This window comes from Streptomyces sp. NPDC018610 (assembly GCF_044391765.1).
Classification (GTDB): domain Bacteria; phylum Actinomycetota; class Actinomycetes; order Streptomycetales; family Streptomycetaceae; genus Streptomyces.
Genome location: NZ_JBISAL010000006.1, coordinates 458903 through 477904 on the forward strand (window position 1 = coordinate 458903; position 19002 = coordinate 477904).

Sequence of the window (19002 nt, forward strand, 5' to 3'; positions counted from 1 at the left end):
GGCGGTGCGGGTCGAGGTGAGTGCCTGGTTCGCGAGCATGCCCACAAGCACACCGGCTCACACCCCCACTGTCAACTCGACGCCCGGAATGTGGGACATGTTTCACCTCATCCGGTTCATCTCCCAGGTGAAAGGTTTGCTCATGGGGAGAGCGGGACACATGCGGCACATGCCGGGCACGCAAGCCCCGTTGCCATCCCGTGATCCGACTGTGATCAGGTTCGCTTCGGTGTGCGTGTCGGAACGAGATCGAAAGCCTGGGCGTCCTTGTCCGTGCGGGCTCCGTGAGGGGTTCCGCGCGACGCGACGGTTCTCGGGGCCCTGCAGTGTGTCAAGGTTTATGCCGATTTGAACACTTACTGCAGGGGCTTGGTTCCGCAGAGTGAATAAGGGGCCCAATAGCAGATCTCGGCTTGACTCGCCCGGAGCAGCACACTTGTAATTTCACTCGTGTCGTTCAGCCGAGATCGGTAACGGCTACATCACGGGGACGCGAAAGACAGACGAGGGGCGCACATGACCGAGCTGGTGCAGCAACTGCTGGTCGACGACGCGGACGAGGAACTCGGCTGGCAGGAGCGCGCACTGTGCGCCCAGACCGACCCCGAGTCCTTCTTCCCCGAGAAGGGCGGCTCCACCCGCGAGGCCAAGAAGGTCTGCCTCGCCTGCGAGGTCCGCTCCGAGTGCCTCGAGTACGCCCTCGCCAACGACGAGCGCTTCGGCATCTGGGGCGGCCTGTCCGAGCGCGAGCGCCGCCGGCTGAAGAAGGCCGCCGTCTGACCCTCCGCTCCGCACTCCCGGCCTTCCCCCGGGAGCCGTCCGGCCGCGGTCCCGGCCGCCGGACCCCGCGTGACATCCTCCGTGCACGTACATGTCCCCATGCGTCCGTGCGCGTACACATCCCGAGGCAAAAGTCATGAACGGCCCGTCGCACGTGAGTTGTCCACAGGCGGCGGGCCGCCGTCATGGCCAGCCAGTAGTGTGGTCGCTCGTCCGAGACGCCCCGCTGCCTCAAGGAGCAACGGCGTCCACCGCAGTCCACCGAACCGGGGCCGTGTATCTCGATGTCCGTGCACAGCCATACGGCAGCCCACTACGACGTCACCGCCGCGGCGCCGCCCGCCCCCGGGCCCGCGACCGCGGCCGACCCGGGCGGCGCGCCCGAGTACCCGCGCCACGTCGTCACCGCCGTCCTCGTCTCCCACGACGGCGCCCGCTGGCTGCCCGACGCGCTCGCCGGCCTGCTCGGCCAGGAGCGCCCCGCGCAGTACGCCGTGGCGGCCGACACCGGCAGCGCCGACGCCTCCGCCCAGGTGCTCACCGACGCCCTCGGCGCCGACCGCGTGCTGCACCTCGCCCGGCGCACCGGCTTCGGCCAGGCCGTCGAGGAGGCCGCCCGCACCGCCCCGTACCTCACCCCGGACGAACTGCCCTACCTCAAGCGCCCCAGCGGCTGGGACCCCGTCACGCGCTCCTGGCGCGACGACGCCTACGACCTGCCCGACCTCCCGCACGGCGAACCGGTGCAGTGGCTGTGGCTGCTGCACGACGACTGCGCCCCCGAACCCGGCGCCCTCGCCCAGCTGTTGCGCGTCGTCGACAACGAGTACGAACTCGGCCGCGAGGACGTCGCCGTCGTCGGCCCCAAACTGCGCGGCTGGTACGACCGCAGGCAACTCCTCGAAGTGGGCGTCAGCATCGCCAACTCCGGCCGCCGTTGGACCGGACTGGACCGTCGCGAACAGGACCAGGGCCAGCACGACCACGTACGGACCGTCCTGTCGGTGTCCACCGCGGGAATGCTGATCCGCCGTGACATCTTCGAACAGCTGGGCGGGTTCGACCGACGGCTGCCCCTGATGCGCGACGACGTCGACCTGTGCTGGCGCGCCCACGCCGCCGGCCACCGCGTCCTGATCGCCCCCGAGGCCGTCGTCCGCCACGCCGAGGCCGCCTCGCGCGAGCGCCGCGCCGTCGACTGCGTCGGCCGCACCTCCGCCTCCCCGCACAAGGTCGACAAGGCCGGCGCCGCCTACACCCTCCTCGTCAACACCCGCACCGCGGCCCTGCCCTGGGTACTGCTCCGCCTGGTCCTCGGCACCCTGCTGCGCACCGTCGCCTATCTGGTCGGCAAGGTGCCCGGCCAGGCCGTCGACGAGATCCGCGGCCTGCTGGGCACCCTGCTGCGGCCCGAGCGCATCGTCGCCGGCCGGCGCAGACGCGGCACACCGCAGATCGACAAGGGCGAACTGCGCGCCCTGTTCCCGCCGCCCGGCGCCACCATCAGGGCCACCGTCGAACAGGTCGCGGGCAACGTCGTGGGCCGCTCCGACCCCGAGGCGTCCTCGGCCGGCCGGCACGGCGGCGCCGTCGAGTCCGGGCCCGGCGGCGACGACGCCGACTTCCTGGAGATCGAGCAGTTCGCCCGCCTCAAGCGCATCGCCCGCAAGCCCGGCCCGGTGCTCTTCCTGGTGCTGCTGCTCGTCTCCCTGGTCGCCTGCCGGGGCCTGCTGGGCGGCGGCGCGCTCAGCGGCGGCGCCCTGTTGCCCGCCCCCGCCGACTCCGGCGACCTGTGGTCGCGCTACCTCGACGCCTGGCACCCGGTCGGCACCGGCGGCGCCCCGGCCGCGCCGCCCTACCTGGCGCTCGTGGCCATGCTGGCCTCCCTGCTCTTCGGCTCCACCGGCCTCGCGGTGACCGCACTGCTGATCGGCTCGGTCCCGCTGGCCGGCTTCACCGCCTACTTCGCCTCCCGCCCCCTCGTCCCCTCCCGCCTGCTGCGCGCCTGGGCGGCCATCGCCTACGCCTTCCTGCCGGCGACCACCGGAGCACTGGCCGGCGGCCGGATCGGCACCGCCGTCCTGGCCGTGCTGCTGCCGCTCATCGCCCGCGCGGGCATCGCGGCGAGCGGCCTGACCAACACCTCCGGCGGCCGGGGCAGCTGGCGCGCCACCTGGGCGTACGCCCTCCTGCTGACCGTCACCACCGCCTTCACACCCGTCGTCTGGCCCCTCGCGCTGGTGCTCGGCCTCGGCGTGCTGGCCGTGCGCCGCGGCGACCTCGTGGCGTACGGACTGCGCTTCCTGGCCCAGCTGGCCACCCCGCTGCTGATCCTCGCCCCCTGGTCGCTGACCCTGCTGCCGTCCGGCTTCTTCACCCAGGCCGGACTGGAGTACGGCTCCTCGGCCGCCTCCGCCCTGGACCTGCTCGGCGCCGGACCCGGCGGCCCCGGCACGGTGCACGGACTGATGCTCATCGGCATCGTCCTGGCCGCGCTGGCCGCCCTGCTGCGCTCGCAGCGCCGGTTCGCGATCCTCGCGGCCTGGGCGGTCGCCCTGCTGGCCTTCGTCCTCGCGGTCCTGTCCAACCGCTCCGCCTGGGCGGGCCCCGCCACCCTCGTCTACGGCCTCGCCCTGCTGGCCGCCGCCCTGCTCGGCGCCGACGGGGCACGCGCCCGCGTCGCCGAGCAGAGCTTCGGCTGGCGCCAGCCCGTGGCCGCGCTGATCGCCTTCGCCTCAGCCGCCGGTCCCCTGCTCGTCGCCGCCGGCTGGATGATCGGCGGCGCCGACGGCCCGCTGGAGCGGCGCGACCCCGTACAGGTGCCCGCCTTCGTCGCCGAGGAGAGCAGCACCCGCGACCAGGCCCGCACCCTCGTCCTCGACAGCGACTCCGCCGCCCACGTCGGCTACATGCTGGTGCGCGGCTCCGGCGTCCGCATGGGCGACGCCGAACTGGCCGCCGCGGGCGGTGAGAACAGCGCGCTCGACAAGGTCGTCGCCAACCTCGTCGCCGGCTCCGGCGCCGACCAGGCCGGCCAGCTCGGTGGGTTCGCCGTGCGCTACGTCCTCGTCCACAAGGGCGCGCCCCGCGAGGTCAGCCGCGTCCTGGACGCCACACCCGGCCTGACCCGGCTCAGTCAGCAGGACGGCAGCGCCCTGTGGCGGGTGGACCGGGAGGTCTCGCGCGCCGCCATCGTGCCCGCCGCCGGGTCCGCCTCGGGCTCCGGGTCCGCCTCGGGCTCCGAGGCCGGTTCGGGTGCCGCGCAGCCCGTGGCCGCCGGGCCCGTGGAGATCCACACCACGATCCCGGACGGCGCGGCGGGCCGCGTACTGCGCCTGGCCGACTCCGCCGACCCGGCCTGGACGGCCACCCTGGACGGCAAGCCGCTCACCCGCAGCACCGTCGACGGCTGGGCCCAGGGCTTCCAGCTCCCCGTCTCGGGCGGAAAGCTCGACGTCACCTTCGACACCCCGATCGCCCATACCGCCTGGCTGTGGGCCCAGGGCGCTCTCGCCGTCGTCCTCGTCGTCCTCGCCCTGCCCGGCAGGCGCCGCGACGTCGACGACGACCTGCCCGAGGAAGAGCCGGTGCCCGCCGAGGAGATGACCGGCGACGGCCGCCGCGCACGCCGGCTGCGCGCCCAGGCCGAGGCCGCGGAAGCCGCCCAGGCCGCCCAGGCCGCGGACGGCGCGGAGACCGGCCAGGACATGCCGCCGCGGGACCCGGCCGACACGCCGCCCGCCCCGGAGGACATCCCCGCCGCCGTACCGCACCAGCACTCCTACGGCGCGTGGGACGCACCCGCCTACGCGGAAGCCGGAGCCGCGCCGGCCACCGCCCCCGAGTACGCCGACTACGGCGGCGAGCGGTACGGGACCGACCAGCCCCAGCAGTACCCGGTGGACCCCTACGACCAGACGTACCAGGGCGGACAGACCGGCCAGGGCGGTCACGACGAGTTCTACCAGGGCGCCCCCTACGACCCGTACGGGTACGGCGAGCAGGCGCCGGCGGCGCCCTACGGCCGGCCGTACCCGCAGGGGTACGAGGAGCAGCCCTACGACCCGGCACAGCACCACCCGCACGGCAACGGCAGCGAGCGCCCCGACGGGAGCCAGCAGTGAACCGCACGACCCTGTCCCTGATCGCCGGCGTGACCGCGCTCGCCGCCGTCACCGGATTCGCCGCGCTGGAGGCGCCCGGCGCGGCGGGCGCCGGCCCCGCCAAGGCCGCCGCCCGGCTGCCCGTCGAGCGCACCACCCTGGTCTGCCCGGCGCCGAGCAGCTCCGACATCGCCGACACGACGTACACGTCCTTCACCCCGGTGACCCAGGGCGCGAGCGCCGACGGCGGGGCCCGACTCCAGTCGGCCGCCGAGGGGTCGGGCACCGACGAGACCAAGGACGGCGGCAAGGGCTCGGGCAAGGGCGGCACGAAGAAGAAGGCCGCCAAGCCCGTCCTGCAGCCGAAGGCGCCCGGCACACCCGCCACCGGCGACACCTCGGGCGGCGACACGCCCGCGCTGACCGGCACCGCCGAGGGCAAGTTCGCGCCCGGCTGGACCGTGCAGCAGACCACCGAGGTCGCCGCGGGCGCCGGACGCGGCCTGCTGGGCGTCGAGTGCACCGCCCCGGACACGGATTTCTGGTTCCCCGGCGCGAGCACGGCGTCGGGCCGTGCCGACTACGTCCACCTGACCAACCCCGACGACTCCGCCGCGGTCGTCGACATCGAGCTCTACGGCAAGGACGGCGCCGTCAAGTCGGCGGTGGGCGAGGGCATCACGGTCGCGCCGCACTCCAGCGAGCCCGTCCTGCTGTCCACGCTCGCCGACACCGCGCAGGACGGCCTCACCCTGCACGTGACCGTGCGCAGCGGCCGGGTCGGGGCGGCGGTGCAGGCCCTGGACGACAAGCTCGGCGGGGACTGGCTGGCCGCCGCCGCGGACCCGGCCGACAGCCTCGTGCTGCCGGGCATCCCCAAGGACGCCACCTCCGTACGACTGATCGCCTTCACCCCCGCCGACGCGGACACCGATCTGAAGGTGAGACTGGCCTCGCCGTCCGGCCTGATCACACCCGCCGGGCACGAGAGCGTGCACCTGAAGGGCGGGACGACCGCCTCCGTGGACCTCGGTGACGTCACCCGCGGCGAGGCGGGCTCGCTGGTGCTGACCCAGACCTCCCAGTCCGCTCCCGTGGTCGCCGCGCTGCGGGTGACCCGCGGCAAGGGCGACAAGCAGGAGACGGCGTTCATCCCGGCGACCGGCGCCATAGCGGCGCGGGCCACGTCGGCCGACAACAGCGCGAAGGGCTCGACGCTCTCGCTGACCGCCCCCACCGCCGCCGCGCAGGTCAAGGTCACCGCATCCGCGGGCAGCGAGGGCGGCACGGCGGTGTCGAAGACGTACACGATCAAGGCGGGCACCACCCAGGACATCGCCCCGCCCGTGCCGGCCGGCCTCAAGGGCGCCTACGCCCTGACCGTGGAGCGACTCTCCGGCGGCCCGGTGTACGGGGCACGCACCCTCACGGCGACGGAGGAGGGCGTTCCCGGCTTCACCGTCCAGACGCTGCCGGACGACCGGGGGACGGTGTCGGTGCCGCACACGGACGAGGACGTCTCGGTACTCCAGAAGCCGTGACCCCGTGACCGCCGCCGGCCCGTCGGGACCCACCCGGTCCCGACGGGCCGGCCGCACACCCTGACCGACCCCCGCGCCGACCCGCCCGGGCCCGAGCGAACCCCGGCGACTCGCAAGGCCACGAGCCGACCCTGCGCCGAGCTGCACACGCCCCGAGCCGACCCCGCACCGAGGTGCACAGGCTCCGACCGCACCCTGCGCCGACCCGCACCGGCCCCGACCGGGGCCCGACCTGTCCCGGACGCGCCCCGGTGTCGGGCCTCCCCGGCCTCAGTCCTCGCCGTACCGGGGGTCCACCGTCTCCGGCGTCAGCCCCAGCAGGTCCGCCACCTGCTCGACCACGATCTCGTGCACCAGCGCCGCCCGCTCGTCGCGGCCCTTGCTGCGGATCTCCACCGGCCGCCGGTAGACGATCACCTGCCCCCGGCGCCCGTCCTGCGCGGCGACCGTGGTCCCGAGCGGGACCGGCTCGTCGCTCCAGGCCTGCTCCGGCCCGTCCGGGCGCGGCACCTCCAGCACCACGAAGTCGACCTCGGCCAGTTGCGGCCACCGCCGCTCCAGCCGGTCCACGGAGTCCTGCACCAGGTCCGCGAACACCTCGGCGCGGCTCGCCGCGAGCGGCACCTGGGGCGGTGCGATCGGGCCGCGCATGCCCCGACCGTGGCGATCACGTCGTCGGGGCCCGGGGCCTGCGGCACGGGGCGGTACACGGTTGTCCATCACCGCTGAAGGGTAGTCCTCGCCGACGCTCCGTGCCCGGCCGCACGCGCCATCCCGGCCATCGCGCCATCCCCACGCCCGCCCGCCCCCGGTGCCACTCCCGCCCGCCCCCGGCCCCGCGATCACCCAGCGCACCACCACCCGCTCCCGCATCACCACCCGCTCCCGCACCACCCACCCGCTCCCGCACGACCTACCCGCACCGCCCCGTCGCCCGCCCGCTCCCGTCGGCCCCCGTCGTCCTCCCGGCCGCCCCGGACCTCATCGGCCACACGAGCACGCGCACCGTCGCCCACCCGGTCGCCGCCCACCCGGCCGCCGCCCACCCGGTCGCCCCCCACCCGGCCGAGCCCCCACCGCCCCGCGCACTCCGGTCGCCCGCACGCGCCCGCTCCTCCGGACATCCGCGGGATCCGCCGACGGCCGTTCCGCACGGCCCCGGACTCGACTCCGTAACCCGCCGGCATCCCTCCAACACCGTCGGTCTCAAGGCGATTGACGGCGTTTGTGCCCACTCGTGACGGCCGCGGGGGGTGGCCGAGATCTCGTCGCGGGCAGTCCGCGCAGGTCAGAAAGGTGTGTCAGAGTGGGTGTGTGGGGTGTTTCACAGGACGACACGGGGGAGTGACCTGGTGGAGAGTCGTCGCGGCCCGCTCAAGAGTGCGGTACCGTCCAACGTCGTGAGCCCTGTACGTCGCTGTTCGCGCACCGCTTGCGGCCGTCCCGCCGTAGCGACGCTGACGTACGTCTACGCCGACTCGACCGCGGTCCTCGGCCCGCTCGCCACCTACGCCGAACCCCACTGCTACGACCTGTGCGCCGAACACTCCGAGCGCCTCACCGCCCCGCGCGGCTGGGAGGTCGTCCGGCTCCTTGACGGCTCGGCCCCCGCCCGCCCCAGCGGCGACGACCTGGAAGCGCTCGCCAACGCGGTGCGCGAGGCCGCCCGGCCCCAGCAGCGCGCGGCCGAGGCCGGTGGAGGCGGGACGCGCGGCGCGGACCCGATGGAGGTCGCGCGGCGCGGCCATCTGCGAGTGCTCCGCTCGCCGGACAACTGACAAAACCGTTCGCCGCGGCGCGAGTCGAGGCGGCCGCACCCCGTGCCGCACCCCGCCCCGTACGGTTCCCATCGCACTCGTGCACCGGCCCCACCGGCCGGGACGGGTAGTTTGTGGTGACCGATCGGGACTTTGGGATTTCAGGAGGGTCGGCCGTGACTGCTGATCTGTCGCAGCTCGTGAAGGCGTACGACGTGCGCGGCGTGGTCCCGGACCAGTGGGACGAGTCGCTGGCCGAACTGTTCGGCGCGGCCTTCGTCCGGGTGACCGGCGCGGACGCCGTCGTCACCGGGCACGACATGCGGCCCTCCTCGCCCGGCCTGGCCGGCGCCTTCGCGCGCGGCGCGGCCCGGTGCGGCGCCGACGTCACCGAGATCGGGCTCTGCTCGACGGACCAGCTGTACTACGCCTCCGGCGCGCTCGGCCTGCCCGGCGCGATGTTCACGGCCTCGCACAACCCGGCCCGGTACAACGGCATCAAGATGTGTCGCGCGGGCGCGGCCCCCGTCGGCCAGGACACCGGCCTGACCGAGATCCGCGAACTGGTGGAGAAGTGGAGCGAGTCGGGCGCCCCGCGCCCGGCCGGCCGGACGGGGACGGTCACCCGGCGCGACACGCTGGAGGACTACGCGGCCCATCTGCGCTCCCTCGTCGACGTCACCGCCATCCGCACCCTGAAGGTGGTCGTCGACGCGGGCAACGGCATGGGCGGCCACACCGTCCCCACGGTCCTCGCCGGCCTGCCCGTCGACCTCGTCCCGATGTACTTCGAACTGGACGGCACCTTCCCCAACCACGAGGCCAACCCGCTCGACCCGGCCAACCTCGTCGACCTGCGCGAGCGGGTCCGCGCGGAGGGAGCCGACCTCGGGCTCGCCTTCGACGGGGACGCCGACCGCTGCTTCGTGGTGGACGAGCGCGGCGAGCCGGTCTCCCCGTCCGCGATCACCGCGCTGGTCGCCGCCCGCGAACTGGCCCGGCACGGCGGCCGGGGCGCGATCATCCACAACCTCATCACCTCCTGGTCGGTGCCCGAGGTGGTGCGGGAGAACGGCGGCACCCCGGTCCGCACCCGCGTCGGCCACTCCTTCATCAAGGCCGAGATGGCCAGGTCCGGCGCGATCTTCGGCGGCGAGCACTCCGCGCACTACTACTTCAAGGACTTCTGGAACGCGGACACCGGCATGCTGGCCGCCCTGCACGTCCTCGCGGCCCTCGGCGGCCAGGACGGCCCCCTGTCCGCCCTGGTGGCGCGGTACGACCGCTACGTGGGCTCCGGCGAGATCAACTCCACGGTCGACGACCAGGCGGACCGCATCGCCGCGATCAGGGCCGCCTACACCGGCCGCCCGGACGTCACCCTGGACGAACTCGACGGCCTCACCGTCACCGCCGGCGACTGGTGGTTCAACGTCCGCCCCTCCAACACCGAGCCCCTGCTCCGGCTGAACGCCGAGGCACGTGACGAGCCGACGATGGCCAAGGTGCGCGACGAGGCCCTGGCGATCATCCGGGGCTGATCACCCCGCCGCACCGGGCCCCTCGGGGGCGGCCCCGCCCCGGCTTCCGGCCGCCCCCGCCACCGGCCCCCCACCGGCGGTACCCTGACCAGGCACGTCCGTACAACCGCACACGCACTCCCGCGCCCCGAAGGGAACCCCCATGCCGCTCGAAGCCGGCCTCCTGGAGATCCTCGCCTGCCCGGCCTGCCACTCTCCCCTGGAGGAGCAGGACACCGAGCTCGTCTGCACCGGCCAGGACTGCGGCCTCGCCTACCCCGTGCGCGACGGCATCCCCGTCCTGCTGGTCGACGAGGCCCGCCGCCCCGCCTGACCGGCCGCCCGGCGACCTGACTTCGCCGGCCCGCCGTCCCGACGACTCGCCGTCCCGACGCCCCGGCGCTCGGAGCCCGATCGGAGGCTGCCGCCCATGCTCGACGAATCGCTGCTCGACGACCCGGAGGCGCTCGCCGCCGCCGACCGCCGCGGACTGCTCCGCGGCGCCGCCGAGGCCGGCGCCCGCGTCCGCACCGCCGCCCGGCACGCCGCCGAGGCCGGCGTGGCCGACCTCAAACCCGACGGCCGCCCCCGCGCGGTCCTCATCGCCGGGCCCGGCTCCGCCGCCACCCACGCCGCCGATCTGATCGGGACCCTCGCCGGCGTCGGCAGCCCCGTCACCCGGCTGGCGCCCACCGGCGTCGCCTCGGCCTCCGGCGCGCTGCGCTGGGAACTGCCCGGCTGGGCCGGCTCCGTCGACCTGCTGCTGATCACCACCCCCGACGGCGCCGAGCCGAGCCTCGGTCTTCTCGCCGAGCAGGCCTACCGCCGCGGTTGTACGGTCGTCGCCGTCGCCCCGGCCGGCACCCCCCTCGTCGAGGCCGTCGAGGGCGCCCACGGCCTGTTCATCCCGATGGCGACGGCCCCCTACGACCACGACGAGCCCCTCGCCGGATCCGCGCCCGGCGTGCTGTGGGCGCTGCTCACCCCGCTGCTCGCGCTCCTGGACCGCATCGGCCTGCTCACCGCGCCGCCCGACGCCCTGGAGGCGGCGGCCGACCGTCTCGACCACATCGCCGAACGCTGCGGCCCCGCCATCGCCACGTACAACAACCCGGCCAAGACCCTCGCCGCCGAACTCGCCGACGGGCTGCCGGTGATCTGGACCGAGGGCGCCGCGGCCGGGCCCGCGGGCCGCCGGTTCGCCGCCGTGCTCGCCGAACTGTCCGGCATCCCCGCGGCCGTGGCCGAACTGCCCGAGGCGCTCGCCGCGCACGGCGCCCTGCTCGCCGGTCCGCTGGCCGCCAGCGCCGACCCGGACGACTTCTTCCGCGACCGGGTCTCCGAGCCACCCGCCCTGCACGCGCGCGTGGTGCTGCTCCGCGACCGCCCGCTCGGCGGCCTCACCGCCGCCCCCGCCGCCCGTGACCTGGCCCTCAGCCACGACACGCCGATCAGCGAGCTGGAGCCCGACCCCGGCGGCGAGATCGAGGCCCTCGCGGAGCTGATCGCCGTCACGGACTTCACCGCCGTCTACCTGGCGATCGCCTCCGGCGCCTGACCCGCCCGCCGCCCGGCCGCGGTACGGCACGGGCACGGGCCTACGACATCCCAGGGCCGTACGGACCGTACGGACCTGGGGAAGCCCACCGCGCCATCGGGCGCCCCAGGCAGGACCGCCCACCGTCGTGCGGGACCGCCACCATCGTGCGGGACCGCCCACCGCCGCGACAGGCGCGGCCCGCCCCGCACCCGGGCGATGCCGCCCACCCGCCCCCTACGGCGTTCCGCCCCGTCACGCGGTACGCCCGGCAAGAACACGCAGAGAGAAGCGCATGGACCGCCTCGACAACACCATCCGGCCCTACGCCTGGGGCTCCACCACCGCCATCCCGCGGCTGCTCGGCGTCCAGCCCAGCGGCGAACCGCAGGCGGAGATGTGGATGGGCGCCCACCCGGGCGCGCCCTCGCGCACCGCGCGTGGCACCCTCGCCGACGTCATCGACGCCGCCCCGGAACGGGAACTCGGCGCCGCCACCGTCACCGAGTTCGGCCCGCGCCTGCCCTTCCTGCTCAAGATCCTCGCCGCCGGCGCGCCCCTCTCCCTCCAGGTCCACCCCGACCTGGAGCAGGCGAAGGCGGGTTACGCCGACGAGGAGCGCCGGGGCGTCCCGCTCGACGCCCCGCACCGCAACTACAAGGACGCCAACCACAAGCCCGAACTGATCTGCGCCCTCACCGAGTTCGACGGTCTGTGCGGCTTCCGCGCCCCGGCCGAGGCCGCCGACCTGCTCGCCGCCCTCGGCGTGGACTCCCTCAAGCCCTACGTCGACCTGCTGCACGCCCACCCCGAGGAGGCGGCGCTGCGCGAGGTCCTCACCGCGATCCTCGGCGCCGACCGCGACGAGATCGCGCACACCGTCCACGAGACAGCTGCCGCGTGCGACCGCCTCGGCGGCGACCACGCCCCCTACGCCGGCATCGCCCACCACTACCCGGGAGACCCCGGCGTCCTGGCCGCGATGCTCCTCAACCACGTCCGTCTCCAGCCCGGCGAGGCGCTCTTCCTCGGCGCCGGCGTCCCGCACGCCTACCTCGACGGCCTGGGCGTGGAGATCATGGCCAACTCCGACAACGTCCTGCGCTGCGGCCTGACCCCCAAACACGTCGACGTGCCCGAACTCCTGCGCGTCGTCCGCTTCGAGGCCGGCGACCCCGGCGTCCTGCGCCCCGAGGCCGCCCCGGACGGCGAGGAGGTCTACGAGACCCCCATCGACGAGTTCCGCCTCTCCCGTTACGTCCTCCCGGAAGGCGCCGCCGTCCACGACCTCACCCTCGGCACCCCGCAGATCCTGCTCTGCACGGCGGGCGCCGTGCAGGCCGGCGAGCACCGGCTGGCCCCGGGGCGGTCCGTGTTCGTCCCGGCCGGCGAGAAGGCCGAAGTGTCCGGCGCCGGCACCGTCTTCCGGGCCACGGTCGTCGTCTGACCGCGCCGGCGGCGGGCGTTGCGGCGACCTGGCGCACCGCCGCCGAGCCGGGCTGCGACAATGGCCCACCGGCAAAGGACGGGCAAAGCCCGCGACCGCCACGGACGGTGCGGCACGGGGGGACGCCCGCACACGGACACCAACGCACGAAAGCGAAGGGAAAACCCGCACACATGAGCGCGTCAGGCGGCACCAAGGCGATCGCGGCGGCACTCGGCGCCAACCTCGCGATCGCGGTATCGAAGTTCGTGGCCTTCGCCTTCAGCGGCTCCTCGTCGATGCTCGCCGAGGGCGTGCACTCGCTCGCCGACTCCGGCAACCAGTTCCTGCTGCTCATCGGCGGCAAGAAGGCCCAGCGCGAGGCGACACCGCAGCACCCGTTCGGCTACGGCCGCGAGCGCTACATCTACGCCTTCCTCGTCTCCATCGTGCTGTTCTCCATCGGCGGCATGTTCGCCATCTACGAGGGCTACGAGAAGATCAGCCACCCGCACGAGCTGGAGAACTGGTACTGGCCGGTGGCCGTCCTCCTCTTCGCGATCTGCGCCGAGGGCTTCTCCTTCCGCACCGCCATCAAGGAGTCCAACCAGCTGCGCGGCAGACTGTCCTGGCGGCAGTTCATCCGCCGCGCCAAGGCGCCCGAGCTTCCCGTCGTCCTCCTGGAGGACTTCGGCGCGCTCATCGGTCTCGTCCTCGCCCTCGGCGGCGTCGGACTCGCCCTGCTCACCGGCGACGGCGTCTGGGACGGCATCGGCACCGTCTGCATCGGCGTCCTGCTGGTCGGCATCGCCCTCGTCCTGGCCGCCGAGACCAAGTCGCTGCTGCTCGGCGAGGCCGCCGGCGTCGAGGTGGTCCAGCAGATCGAGGCCGCCACCGTCGACGGGGACAGCGTCACCCGCGTCATCCACATGCGCACCCTCCACCTCGGCCCGGAGGAACTGCTCGTCGCCGCCAAGATCGCCGTCCGGCACGACGACACCGCCGCCGAGGTGGCCGCCGCCATCGACGCCGCCGAAGCCCGTATCCGCGCCGCCGTCCCCATCGCCCGCGTCATCTACCTCGAACCGGACGTCTACAGCGAGGCCGAGGCCGCCAAGGGCCCCGACCCGGAGGCCACCCCCGGCGGCCCGACCCGCCACACCGGCGGCCACTGAGCCCCCGGCCACCACCCGAGCCCGACGGCGGCCACCACCCGATCCCGACGACGGCCGCCACCGGGCACACCACGGCCACCGACAGCGGCCGAAGACGATCACCGACGGGGCCCGCCGATCCACCGGCGGGCCCCGTCCGCGTCCCCGAACGGCCGGATCCGTCCGCAGGCGGACTGGGGGCCGTGCCGCCCGCCGGTGTAGCTTGGGACGGAGCCAGACGTCGCTGCTGATGGCGGTCGGGCGGTCCGACGACGGACCGTCCGAGGGAGAGAGGGCCTCCGACGGACTGCGCTGCGCGCACGCGGGCATGCCTGTGTCCTCCTCTGGGCACTCCTGTGTCCGCCGCCGCGCAGGTCAGCCGTACCCACCTCGACCCAGACTCCGAGGAGCAGCCCGTAATGACGACTGTCGACAGCCGACAGGACTTCAAGGTCGCCGACCTGTCCCTGGCCGAGTTCGGCCGCAAGGAGATCACCCTCGCCGAGCACGAGATGCCCGGCCTGATGGCGATCCGCAAGGAGTACGCCGAGGCCCAGCCCCTCGCCGGCGCCCGCGTCACCGGCTCCCTGCACATGACCGTCCAGACCGCCGTCCTCATCGAGACGCTGGTGGCCCTGGGCGCCCGCGTCCGCTGGGCGTCCTGCAACATCTTCTCCACCCAGGACCACGCCGCCGCCGCCATCGCCGTCGGCCCGAACGGCACCCCGGAGAACCCCCAGGGCGTCCCGGTCTTCGCCTGGAAGGGCGAGACGCTGGAGGAGTACTGGTGGTGCACCGAGCAGGCGCTGACCTGGCCCGACGCCGCCACCGGCGGCCCGAACATGATCCTCGACGACGGCGGTGACGCCACCCTCCTCGTCCACAAGGGCGTCGAGTACGAGAAGGACGGCAAGGTCCCCTCGGTCGACACCGCCGAGTCCGACGAGCACCGCGTCATCCTCCAGCTGCTGACCCGCACCCTGGGCGAGAACCCCCAGAAGTGGACCCAGCTGGCCTCCGAGATCCGCGGCGTCACCGAGGAGACCACCACCGGCGTCCACCGCCTGTACGAGATGCAGCGCGACGGCACCCTCCTCTTCCCGGCGATCAACGTCAACGACGCGGTCACCAAGTCGAAGTTCGACAACAAGTACGGCTGCCGACACTCCCTGGTCGACGGCATCAACCGCGCCACCGACGTCCTCATCGGCGGCAAGACCGCCGTCGTGTGCGGCTACGGCGACGTGGGCAAGGGCTGCGCGGAGTCCCTGCGCGGCCAGGGCGCCCGGGTGATCATCACCGAGATCGACCCGATCTGCGCCCTTCAGGCGGCGATGGACGGCTACCAGGTCACCACCCTGGACGAGGTCGTCGAGACCGCCGACATCTTCGTCACCACCACCGGCAACAAGGACATCATTCTCGCCTCCGACATGGCGAAGATGAAGCACCAGGCCATCGTCGGCAACATCGGCCACTTCGACAACGAGATCGACATGGCCGGCCTCGCCAAGATCCCCGGCATCGTCAAGGACGAGGTCAAGCCGCAGGTCCACACCTGGACCTTCCCGGACGGCAAGGTGATCATCGTGCTGTCCGAGGGCCGCCTGCTGAACCTGGGCAACGCCACCGGCCACCCGTCGTTCGTGATGTCCAACTCCTTCGCGGACCAGACCCTGGCCCAGATCGAGCTGTTCACCAAGCCCGACGCGTACCCGACCGGCGTCTACGTGCTGCCCAAGCACCTCGACGAGAAGGTCGCCCGCCTGCACCTGGACGCGCTCGGCGTCAAGCTCACCAAGCTGCGCCCCGAGCAGGCCGCGTACATCGGCGTGGAGGTCGACGGCCCGTTCAAGGCGGACCACTACCGCTACTGACCGGCCGCCGAGCCGCTTCCGCGTCTCGCCCAGGTCCTCAGAGGCAGGCCCCCGCACCCCCGTGCCGGGGGCCTGCCCCATGAGGCCGGACCGGCGGCCGTCACGCACGCCGGACCGACTCGCCCCGGGTGACCGGGACAGGACCGACGACCAAGGACCGGTCAGGCCCCGCCCTCAGAACCCAGGACCCCCATGCCCCGCGGCCGTTATTCGCTTCTCGACCCGCACGATCACACCCCTTTCGCGCAGGAGACCTTCCAGTGCGCCCCCGGACCCTCCGGCTGGCGCTACGTCTCCCAGGTGACCACCCCCTCGGGCGATCACCGCGGCTCCGTCGACCTCGCCCTCGACGAACTCGGCCGTCCCATCCGCCTGGAACTCCACGCGGGAGGCTGGCAGGTGCGCGGCGCCGCCCTCGACGGCGTCACCTGGGTCCGCACCGACCCCACCGGAACCCATGCCACCGAAGGCAATGCGCGCGCCCACGCCTTCACCGGCACGTCCCCCGCGTTCCTCGTCGCCACCGCCCGTCTCCTGCGCCTCACCCCCTCCGCCGCGGCGACCCGCGTACGTCTCGTCGACTTCACGGATCCGGTCCTCGCCCCCCTCACCGTGGACCAGTCCTGGGCCTTGGTGGAAAGAGAAGCACACGCCACTGACAACGGCCCCCTGATCGTGGACGAATACCAGGTCACAGCCCTGGACACGGGCGAAAGACACACCGTGCACCTCACCGGGGACGTGGTTCTGGCCGCCCCCTGGGTCGAACTGGAGGACCTCCGGTCCCCGCCGTCCCCCTTCGCCCCCTGACCGCTCGCCGGACCGGCGGCCCGGTCCCCTGTCTCCGCGGACAGCCGGGCCGACGTCCCGGCTACGCGGGCGGCACGAACCCGGTGCCGGACCGCCGCTCCGACGCCGCCTCCCGCGACGGTGACGGTGACGGTGACGAGGGGGAGGGTGGCGCGTGCCGGGCCGCCGCGGTCCGCGGCGTGGTCGGCGCCTGCGGGGAGGCCGGTGCCTGCGGGAAGGCCGGTTGCTGCGGGGAGGCCGGTTCCTGCGGGACCCGGCCGCCGTCCCCGAAGGCCCGCCTGGCCTCCCGGACCCGCCGCTCCTGCAGCACCGCCGCCAGGTACAGGGCCGGCGGCACCCCGGGCGGCGCCGGCGTGCCGGTACGGGAGGCGAGGTCGGTGGCGAGCCGTTGCGCCATGCCCCATCCCACCCGCGGATCCAGTTGGTGCATCCGCGTCAGGTACTGCCGGACCGCCAGCCACAGCCCGTCGGGAACCGCCGACAGGTCGAGGGCCGAGAACCGCCCCGCCAGCCAGGGCGGCGGCTCGGGCACGAAGGCCGCCTGCCCGGAGGACACCCGCTCCCGCACGACCAGCGTTCCCGCGAACACATCGCCCAGCCGACGGCCCCGCGCCGACACGAACGACGCGATGCAGGCGACCACCCCGAACGTCATCAGGATCTCCACCACGCCGATCGCACCGCGCACCAGCGCGTGCCGGAACCGGATCGGCCCCCCGTCGTCGCGCACCACCCGCAGCCCGCACGCCAGCTTGCCGAGCGAGCGGCCGTGGCTGAGCGTCTCCACCGCGATCGGGCCGCCCACCAGCACGAGGAGGAAGGTCGCGATCGACAGCGCGATACGCGCCGCGTCGTCCAGGGAGGCCGCCGCGACCAGCACCCCCACGGACACGGCCACATAGGCCGCCACGGCGACGGCAAGATCCAGCAACACGGCCAGTGCCCTGCTGGGCAGCCTCGCCGGGCGCAGCTCCAGCGCCACCGCCTCGCCCGTGACCAGTTCGCTCACGCCGCCGTCCTTCCCCTGACCTGCCCCGCGGACCGCCAGTCTGCCAAGCTGAATGCCGTCGCGCCGCAGTAGGACAAGCCGACGCATCCCACGGGCAGTCGAACAACCAGCCGAGGAGCAGGCAGACACGATGGACCTGGACGTCTTCGTCTCCGCCCACCGAGCCGAGTGGGACCGCCTCGACGTCCTGCTGCGTCGCCGCCGTCGCCTCACCGGCGGGGAGGCCGACGAACTCGTCGCCCTCTACCAGCGGACCGCCACCCATCTCTCCCTCATCCAGTCCAGCGCTCCCGACCCGCAGCTGACCGGCCGGCTCAGCCAACTGGTGGCCAGGGCGCGCGGCGCGGTCGCGGGAACCCGCCGGGCCTCGTGGCGCGACGTCACCCGCTTCCTCCTGGAGAGCTTCCCGGCCGCGGTCTACCGGGCGCGTCACTGGTGGGTGCCCACAGCGATCGCGTCCACCGTCGTCGCGGCGCTCCTGGGCTGGTGGATCGCCGCGCACCCGGAGGTGCAGGCCACGATCGCCGCCCCCGACGAGCTGCGCCGGCTCACCCGCCCCGGCGGCGAGTACGAGACCTACTACTCGAGCCATCCCGCGACGGCCTTCGCCGCCCAGGTGTGGACGAACAACGCGCAGGCCACCGCCATGTGCCTGGTCCTCGGCGTCTTCCTGGGACTGCCGGTCCTGTGGATCCTGTTCGAGAACATGCTCAATCTCGGTGTCGGTATCGGGCTGATGTCCTCGGCCGGCCGCCTCGACACCTTCCTCGGCCTCGTCCTCCCGCACGGCCTGCTCGAACTGACCGCGGTCTTCGTCGCCGCCGGCACGGGACTGCGTCTCGGCTGGACCCTGATCGACCCCGGGCCCCGTGCCCGGCGCACCGCGCTGGCCGAGGAGGGCCGGGCCGCGGTCGGCATGGCGATCGGACTCGCCCTGGTGCTCTTCGTCTCCGGCGCCATCGAAGGCTTCGTCACCCCGTCCGACCTGCCCACCTGGGCCCGCATAGGCATCGGCGTCGTCGCCGAGGCGGCCTTCCTGACCTACGTCTACGCCCTCGGCGGTCGTGCGGCACGCGCCGGCGACACGGGTGACCTGACGGCCGCCGAACGCAGCGCCGACGTGCCGACGGCGGCGTGATGTGCGTCTACGGCCCGTGAGCTGCTAGTGTCCTCTTCGCCCCGCCGGAGCCGTTGACACGGATCGGGTGGGGAGGTAGATTCGAACAGTTGCCTGGAGCTGGACCTGGTCCAGATGGGCGAAGTGAACATCTACCCGCTTCTGAAATCATCGATTTCGAAGAAGCCCCCGATGAATCGGAAACAACGGCCGGTCAGACCGGCGCGAAACTTCTGATAAAGTCGGAACCGCCGGAAAGGGAAACGCGAAAGCGAAAACCTGGAAAGCACCGAGGAAATCGGATCGGAAAGATCTGATAGAGTCGGAAACGCAAGACCGAAGGGAAGCGCCCGGAGGAAAGCCCGAGAGGG

At 73.7% G+C, this 19002-nt stretch carries 15 protein-coding genes; 12 read left to right on the forward strand and 3 right to left on the reverse strand.

The window, feature by feature from the left end:
- Positions 1–516 precede the first annotated feature (516 nt).
- From ACH5A8_RS18510 to ACH5A8_RS18520, 3 genes are all read left to right on the forward strand, one after another.
- Positions 517–780, forward strand: coding sequence for a WhiB family transcriptional regulator (locus ACH5A8_RS18510; protein ID WP_003975777.1), 264 nt, complete (start codon positions 517–519; stop codon positions 778–780).
- Positions 781–1064: 284 nt separating this feature from the next.
- Positions 1065–4904, forward strand: coding sequence for a glycosyltransferase family 2 protein (locus tag ACH5A8_RS18515; RefSeq protein ID WP_399003155.1), 3840 nt, complete (start codon positions 1065–1067; stop codon positions 4902–4904).
- Positions 4901–6424: a DUF5719 family protein gene (locus ACH5A8_RS18520; RefSeq protein WP_399003157.1), complete on the forward strand. Its 1524-nt coding sequence runs from the start codon at positions 4901–4903 to the stop codon at positions 6422–6424. The genes ACH5A8_RS18515 and ACH5A8_RS18520 overlap by 4 nt, the downstream gene beginning before the upstream one ends.
- 270 nt (positions 6425–6694) lie before the next feature.
- Here the strand turns inward: ACH5A8_RS18520 and ACH5A8_RS18525 are convergent, their stop codons facing one another.
- On the reverse strand, positions 6695–7144 hold the full coding sequence (locus tag ACH5A8_RS18525) for a metallopeptidase family protein (protein ID WP_399003209.1): 450 nt from the start codon (positions 7142–7144) through the stop codon (positions 6695–6697).
- 632 nt (positions 7145–7776) lie between these two features.
- Here ACH5A8_RS18525 and ACH5A8_RS18530 point away from each other — a divergent pair.
- From ACH5A8_RS18530 to ACH5A8_RS18565, 8 genes are all read left to right on the forward strand, one after another.
- On the forward strand, positions 7777–8202 hold the full coding sequence (locus ACH5A8_RS18530; protein ID WP_399003159.1) for a DUF3499 domain-containing protein: 426 nt from the start codon (positions 7777–7779) through the stop codon (positions 8200–8202).
- Positions 8203–8357: 155 nt separating this feature from the next.
- The gene (locus tag ACH5A8_RS18535) at positions 8358–9722 is read left to right on the forward strand and encodes a phosphomannomutase/phosphoglucomutase (protein WP_399003161.1); all 1365 of its coding nucleotides are present in this window, start codon (positions 8358–8360) and stop codon (positions 9720–9722) included.
- A 142-nt stretch (positions 9723–9864) separates the two neighbouring features.
- Positions 9865–10035: a Trm112 family protein gene (locus tag ACH5A8_RS18540; RefSeq protein WP_078541071.1), complete on the forward strand. Its 171-nt coding sequence runs from the start codon at positions 9865–9867 to the stop codon at positions 10033–10035.
- Between the two features lie 96 nt (positions 10036–10131).
- Positions 10132–11259, forward strand: coding sequence for an SIS domain-containing protein (locus ACH5A8_RS18545; RefSeq protein ID WP_399003163.1), 1128 nt, complete (start codon positions 10132–10134; stop codon positions 11257–11259).
- Between the two features lie 274 nt (positions 11260–11533).
- A complete protein-coding gene (gene manA / locus ACH5A8_RS18550; RefSeq protein WP_399003165.1) occupies positions 11534–12685 on the forward strand; it encodes a mannose-6-phosphate isomerase, class I in 1152 nt (383 codons plus the stop codon).
- Between the two features lie 173 nt (positions 12686–12858).
- Positions 12859–13839: a cation diffusion facilitator family transporter gene (locus ACH5A8_RS18555; protein ID WP_399003167.1), complete on the forward strand. Its 981-nt coding sequence runs from the start codon at positions 12859–12861 to the stop codon at positions 13837–13839.
- 398 nt (positions 13840–14237) lie between these two features.
- A complete protein-coding gene (gene ahcY, locus ACH5A8_RS18560; RefSeq protein WP_399003169.1) occupies positions 14238–15695 on the forward strand; it encodes an adenosylhomocysteinase in 1458 nt (485 codons plus the stop codon).
- A gap of 192 nt (positions 15696–15887) precedes the next feature.
- The gene (locus ACH5A8_RS18565) at positions 15888–16505 is read left to right on the forward strand and encodes a hypothetical protein (protein ID WP_399003171.1); all 618 of its coding nucleotides are present in this window, start codon (positions 15888–15890) and stop codon (positions 16503–16505) included.
- A gap of 61 nt (positions 16506–16566) precedes the next feature.
- Here ACH5A8_RS18565 and ACH5A8_RS18570 read toward each other — a convergent pair whose 3' ends face one another.
- The gene (locus ACH5A8_RS18570; RefSeq protein ID WP_399003172.1) at positions 16567–17514 is read right to left on the reverse strand and encodes an RDD family protein; all 948 of its coding nucleotides are present in this window, start codon (positions 17512–17514) and stop codon (positions 16567–16569) included.
- A 130-nt stretch (positions 17515–17644) separates the two neighbouring features.
- On the opposite strand from ACH5A8_RS18570, the gene ACH5A8_RS18575 reads away from it, so the two are divergent.
- Positions 17645–18652, forward strand: a complete 1008-nt coding sequence (locus ACH5A8_RS18575) for a stage II sporulation protein M (RefSeq protein WP_399003174.1) — start codon at positions 17645–17647, stop codon at positions 18650–18652.
- A gap of 131 nt (positions 18653–18783) precedes the next feature.
- Here ACH5A8_RS18575 and ACH5A8_RS18580 read toward each other — a convergent pair.
- On the reverse strand, positions 18784–19002 hold a 219-nt coding region (locus ACH5A8_RS18580), incomplete at its 5' end, for a hypothetical protein (RefSeq protein WP_399003175.1).